The sequence below is a fragment of the uncultured Candidatus Kuenenia sp. genome (genome assembly GCF_900696675.1).
Taxonomy (GTDB): domain Bacteria; phylum Planctomycetota; class Brocadiia; order Brocadiales; family Brocadiaceae; genus Kuenenia; species Kuenenia stuttgartiensis_A.
In genome coordinates, this window is the sequence record NZ_CAADGZ010000163.1 from 1 (window position 1) to 6,381 (window position 6,381).

Consider the following 6,381-nt stretch of genomic DNA (forward strand, 5'->3'; position numbering starts at 1 on the left):
CCTCGCTTCCCTTATTCTACGCCCTAAGTTTAACATCTACTCACTATACTTTCAACCCTTCATGCAGATACTTTCAACCTCCTTTACCACGTATTTCAAGGCTTACAGCGTTTTCGTTCAGACACTAATTAGAGACGTACAACAACTAATGCTTCAATCAAATATCCTTCTCTTTAAATTTAAACATAAGGACTGGCGGTATGTTGGATAAATAGTGGCGAAATGGACGCCATGTTTGTCTCCATAGTAAATGTATCGAGGGGCTTATCTGTGCCGATGCCCCTTGCCCCGGAGCAGAGGACCTCTTGTATTTACTGGCTTAGCGATTTATCTACCCATTGAGTTGCGAAAGTCGGGCTAACGCAAATATCGCAAATATGCAAACCAAAAAAAAAGCCGCACAACGATATTGCTCTGTCATTGTGCGGTCTATTCGTTGACGGACAAAAACAAAAATCGTCCATCGAGTTTCTGCCCCGAAATCGGCTTAAAAGTGTCTTAGTGCTATATGAAAATCCTATTAAGTCAGGTTTTATTTTAAAACCTTCTAATGTGTGACCTCGTTATCTTCCTTTCTATTCCGTTAGTTCTTCCCCACTATTTCCTTTCTTGTTTCTGAACCTCCTCCTGTTGCCCTTTTTTATTAGAAAGGTTTCTTAGCCACCTATTCGAGTAGCCCAGCTCATCATAACTAGTATCATATTGTTTTGTTTCAGACGAGATATCAGACAACTGTGATTGAAGTGCGGTAATCTTAGTTTGTAAATCATGCTCTATCTCGAGAAGGGTATTTACCTTTATTTCAAGATCATCGATGCGTTTTTGGATTTTCGGGTAAATAGTATCAAGGAAATTACCTCTTGTCTCAATTTTATTATTGAGGGTATCCAGTGCTGTTTGAAGTTTTGAATAATCGCTGTCCGTATTAGTGGCTTTTTGTGAAAGTTCTTCAATTTGTCCTTCAATATTTTGGCAGGAAGATTGTAAATTTGAAAGTATTTGCCCATGGTCTTGAATCTTCTTATTAACGAGTGCAGCATGTTCTTCTTGTTCCTTTTGGATTTCGTTAATTTTTTTGGAAAACCCTGTACATCCCGTTAATAAAAAAGACAGACTTATTACAAAGGCGATAAAAGAAATGTATTTTTTCATTTTGAGTGATTACCTTTTATTGAAAATAAGTAAATCGATTAATGCCTTTTCTCATTGTCTTAAGTATTTTGGTGCAACGACAACACTATGATACAAAATACCCTCCCATGTGTAAACCTATATTTACATTTTCTTGACAAATATGTAAACGAAAGTATACTGAATATTGCTTGCTGCAATTGCCAATAACTACAAAAACCACGCAGGAACAATCATAAAACCTGTAACACCTTAGCCTTTTGAAACGGGAAAAAGTCCTTTGTAGTGTGACGAGGTCCGTCGCACTATTTGAATTTAGTGGGCTTAGGTGTTTCAAGTGAGGAACGAACAACATCCGTTTACAGCAAATGCTCCGCCTCTATACCATCCTTTTTACCTTTTTAATACGGCAAGTCGCGCTGTTATTGGAATTCTTCAAAAAACGAAAGTGTTACTAAAACCGTAACCGTTCACAGTATTTAAGTTACTGTTAAATTGGTACTTAATAAATTATGAATTTATTACAGAAAAAAATTTGAATTGCTAAAGCGCTTATTTTCAGCGCATTAAATATTTGCTGGCTAATTCATGAATTTCATAAAAAATACATAACTTGCTTAGAATATTATATTTAACGCCATTTTATCCCCTGTGCGCGGTTACCTAAAATCTTAAGACCATTCTTACACACTTAAGAAAGGTGTTCATTGCAAAGGTTTGCATAGTGCTGCCGAAAAAAAGGAATGAGAAGGGTCAGCTTTAAACTGAATAGGGGTTAACGATGATTAACTTTCAGATGCATACTATAAAATTGAAACGGGCATCCGTAATACTATTAATTTTTTTGTTTTACTTTTATGGAATTTGGTTACCCCAGGTAAAAGCAGAAAAAGTTTCAATAACAAAGGATTCGGAGCAAGTTCCCGCCAATAATAAAAAAGAGACTTTAGAGACACAATCCGCCCCTATCGAGCAATGCGAAATACAGTCACCTGCCTTAGATGAAAAACCCTTTCAGGCTATTGTTGTAGAGAAAACTCCTCCTTCTGGTACCGTTACTGCAGAGGGGGAAACCCTTAAGGAGAACACCTCCATTCGTGAGGATGGTCAGGAAATTGCAACTGAAGAGGAAATTTATGATGTCACATCCCCGATAATACTTTCTAATCCTTCCCCCGATGGAGAAGTATCCTCAATTGAGGAAGAAAAGGGGGATCAAACATCGGTTGTAGATAACGAACAGCAGGAAAATACCCCTGATGAGGGAAAAGCATCTTCTCATGAAGAAGAGAAATCACCTATTAGCCATCAGGTAAATACCGACGAGGGCGAGTTTCAGGATATAAAAGAGATGGGTGTCTCTTCTTATTTGCCAGAACCCTCTCCTGCGACTGCTCGTGAGGAGGGACCTTTTCCTGAATTTGATGTCGCGAATAATGAAAGTTCAGAAGAGACATCTCCTACCAATGAAGATAAAGAAGATATTGTTATCGATAAAGATATGCTTTCGGATGTTAAAGAAGAGGAAACCCTTTCTATCGCGCCTACGTCAACACCTTCTACTCCTTCTCCCGGAGAAGAGATGGTATTGGTTAAAGAAGAAAAGGGTACACAATCATCTGTTGTTCCTGATGAGGAAAGTATTTCTCTCTTACAGGAAGAAAAATTACCTATCGAGTACCAATTAGTTCGCAATGAGGAAATATCTCTGCAAAAACCAGTTGGAGATATAGCAGAAAGTGAAGGTTCCGGGCATGTGTGGGAGATATGGCATAAAGATCCAACCCATGCGGTAATCCTTGCCATCGCCATAATACTTATCGCCGCCAAGATAGCAGAATGGCTGGCAAGGAGGTTACGGCTTCCCGGTGTAGTAGGAAAACTGATAATAGGAATGATACTGGGTAACGTCATCACCTTTACCGGATGGGATTTTTTCGATTTTCTCAGGACTATGCCATTCGTAAAGATGATATCATACTTTGGAACGTTGATACTTCTTTTTACCGCTGGTCTCAATACAGACCTCAGGGCATTATTACGGGTAGGAACATCTTCTCTCCTGGTATGTCTGGGCGGTATAATAGCCCCTGCAGGGCTGGGACTTATGGTTGGGCATTTTCTCCTTCCGGATATCTCAAGCGGCACGAAACTTCTTTTGGCAATCGTTCTTTGTAATTCGAGTACCGGATTATTACTTGCGGTTTTGAGCGAATTAAAGGCAATAAATACCCTGGAAGGAAGGGTAATAGCCGGTGCTACTATTCTTACCGATATTATTGTAATTTTAACCTTCGGTGTAGTAAGTGGATTTGTTGTAAAAGGAGGAGGTTCTCTCGTAGGTATGTCCCTCAGCTTTGGCATAGCAATCACTTCTCTGATAATCAGTTTGATTGTTATCGTAAAATATGGTGATAAGTTTGGGAATTTTCTCACGAAAAGGCTTACGGAGGGTTTAAATATACCCATAGTGGTAATTTTATCCCTTTTGTTAGCCTTTATGTTTGGGTCTGTAGGACTCCACACGGTAATAGGCGCATTTGTTGCAGGTTTATTCCTGCGGAATGTGAAGTTATGGAACTCTGATGATGGGGAACATCGTAATGTTGAATCGTTTATAAGACCATTTTATATGCTCCTCGTACCGATACTTTTTGTTCGGGTGGGGGCACAGGTAGAACTGGGGAGTTTTTTCAATCTAAATGCCCTCCTCCTCGGCCTTGCCATAACAGGCGCTGCCGTTATCGGAAAGATGTTTTGCAGTGTTTGCCCGATTGAGAAAGGTATAAACCGTCTGGCCATAGGCATAGGGATGGCGACAAAGATGGAGGGGACATTAATTCTGGCAGGACTTGGCAGGGATATGGGAACGTTAAGTGATACGGTATTTTCCTCTGTTATTATGGCAATTGTATTTACTTCCATCATATGCCCCTCTCTTTTAAGAAACATCTTGCTAAAGAAAGGCTGTTCTCCTGAGATTCTTCCTGTTACTAAAAGAAAAAAGGAATTAGAAGGGGCAGTGTTAAACTGAATACTCCGAGGTAAAAATGATTCACTATCAGAAAATTCTTTGTCCCATAGATTATTCAGATTGTTCCATGAATGCGCTTGCATATGCGGAGAAATTGGCAATAAAGGACTCTGCCGTGCTTTATCTTATGCATGTCCATGAAGAACATACCTCTGATTATGGCGGGCTTAAATTTGACGCTGAGTTAAACCGTACTGCGGAAACGGATGCAGAGATAGAACAGAAATTGAGGAGCAGTATTCCTGAAGAAATAAGGCATCGTATAAATGTTGAAATACTGATGAGAGCGGGTGTTCCTTTCGAAGAGATTTTAAAAGCAGCCCGCGATGTGGGGGTAGATCTTATAGTTATGGGTACTCACGGCCGTACGGGCATTTCTCATATGTTTATTGGCAGCGTGACAGAGAATGTGATAAGAAATGCCCCTTGCCCCGTCTTGTGCATAAGAGGGTAAGGCAGTCAGCAATCTACAGTCGGCTAATTGCAAGTTGCAGATTGAGGATTGAGGATTAGATTATTTTGAGTATGCGTTTAGATTCAACCGGATAACCTCGAAACATCGCGGCAAGCTTTTTTAACGGCTTCTTCAAAAGGCAACACAAATAGAACCGACGACATTTGATAAAATAGTTAAACAAAAAGAATTGATAAATGTTAGCGGAACTTTTACGATTAAAGGGAAAGACTACAAAGAAGGTTGTAGGGCTTATGTCCGGAACCTCCGTTGACGGAATAGATACCTGCCTCGCTGAGATTTCAGGAAATGGGGTAAGCACCAGAGTAAACGTCCTTGCCTTTGCCACGTATCCTTATCCCGACAACATTCGCAATGCTGTCCTGGAAGCGAGCAACCCTTCTTCCGGTACGGTTGAAAAAATCTGCCGGTTAAACTTCACCCTTGGAAAACTCTTTGCGGAAGCAGTAAAGAACATTGCAAATGCATCCGGTATTTCTCTCCTTGATATTGATCTTGTCGGGTCTCACGGACAAACTATTTATCATATACCTTGTTTGTCTTCAGATTCCCCTCCACATGACAACATGCTGCCTGGCATTGCTCCTGCCGGCTCAACCCTTCAAATCGGAGAACCTTCCGTAATAGCCCATGAAACAGGCATTACCACCGTGGCGGATTTTCGCCCCAGAGACATAGCAGCAGGAGGCCAGGGGGCGCCTCTTGTGTCATATGCGGACTTTATTCTTTTCAGGGATAAAGAAAAGGGACGCTCATTGCAAAATATCGGGGGAATCGCGAACGTTACGTTTCTGCCGAAAGATTGCAATATCAACGAGGTAATCGCCTTTGACACCGGACCCGGCAATATGATCATTGACAGAATAACAGAACGCATTACAAACAACGCTGCGCACTTTGACAAAGATGGAAGACTGGCTGCGCAGGGGCAGATAAACAGGGAACTCCTGTTGAATCTGCAAAGACATTCTTTCCTGTCAAAGCCGCCTCCAAAAACTACCGGACGCGAGGAATTTGGCGTCTGCTACGCAGATAAGATTTACAACGATGCCGTGAAGGCAGGCATAAACAACATGGATATCCTTGCAACCGTTACATGGTTTACTGCATACTCGATTGCGGAAAGCTATAAACAATGGATATTAAACAGGCATAGTATCTCGGAGGTAATCCTTTCCGGAGGGGGTTGCCACAACAAAACGCTATTAAAATGTATTAAGCAAAACCTTGACCCTTCCATAAGGGTATATCCAATAGACATGTTTGGCATTACCTCTGATTCCAAAGAAGCCCTCGCCTTTGCCATCCTTGCAAACGAAACGATATCGGGAAACACCAACAATGTTCCTAATGCAACGGGGGCAAGGGAACAGGTGGTTCTGGGGAAAATTCTCCCCGGGAGACACAGATAACCGGTTCAGGCATCCACGATTTATCCGAAACATTTTAACGGGACCGCGGACGTTGGCCTGCTTGTCCATGTTTTGCAGATAATCATCCTTCATGATAGCAAATATGCGCCAAAAACTTTAAAACCGCTATGAATACTCAACGTTATAATCACTAATCAAGGTGCGACCCCATTCCCCTCCTACATTTTACCATCTTATTTATCCCCCTTTCCGGAAAGATTTCAACAAAATCCTTATTTTAAGCGGGTTTCCACAAATTCAAAATAATATGTAGTCGCAGAATAAATGGCCTATTTATTAATACAAATCCTTTATAACCCTATAAATAC

At 41.0% G+C, this 6,381-nt stretch carries 5 protein-coding genes; 4 read left to right on the plus strand and 1 reads right to left on the minus strand.

Annotated features, from left to right (window positions below; all coding sequences use genetic code 11):
* A partial coding sequence (locus QZT26_RS15770) for a hypothetical protein (protein WP_295103516.1) occupies positions 1-211 on the plus strand: 211 nt, incomplete at its 5' end.
* A gap of 386 nt (positions 212-597) precedes the next feature.
* Here QZT26_RS15770 and QZT26_RS15775 read toward each other — a convergent pair.
* Entirely contained in the window at positions 598-1,152 is a 555-nt protein-coding gene (locus tag QZT26_RS15775; protein WP_164995554.1) for a hypothetical protein, read from the minus strand.
* A gap of 760 nt (positions 1,153-1,912) precedes the next feature.
* On the opposite strand from QZT26_RS15775, the gene QZT26_RS15780 reads away from it, so the two are divergent.
* The 3 genes from QZT26_RS15780 to QZT26_RS15790 all read left to right on the plus strand — a co-directional run bounded on the left by QZT26_RS15780 (position 1,913) and on the right by QZT26_RS15790 (position 6,052).
* On the plus strand, positions 1,913-4,165 hold the full coding sequence (locus QZT26_RS15780) for a cation:proton antiporter (protein WP_295103519.1): 2,253 nt from the start codon (positions 1,913-1,915) through the stop codon (positions 4,163-4,165).
* 16 nt (positions 4,166-4,181) lie between these two features.
* Positions 4,182-4,619, plus strand: coding sequence for a universal stress protein (locus QZT26_RS15785; RefSeq protein WP_099325609.1), 438 nt, complete (start codon positions 4,182-4,184; stop codon positions 4,617-4,619).
* Positions 4,620-4,816: 197 nt separating this feature from the next.
* Positions 4,817-6,052: an anhydro-N-acetylmuramic acid kinase gene (locus tag QZT26_RS15790; RefSeq protein ID WP_164995555.1), complete on the plus strand. Its 1,236-nt coding sequence runs from the start codon at positions 4,817-4,819 to the stop codon at positions 6,050-6,052.
* The last annotated feature ends 329 nt before the right edge of the window (positions 6,053-6,381 follow it).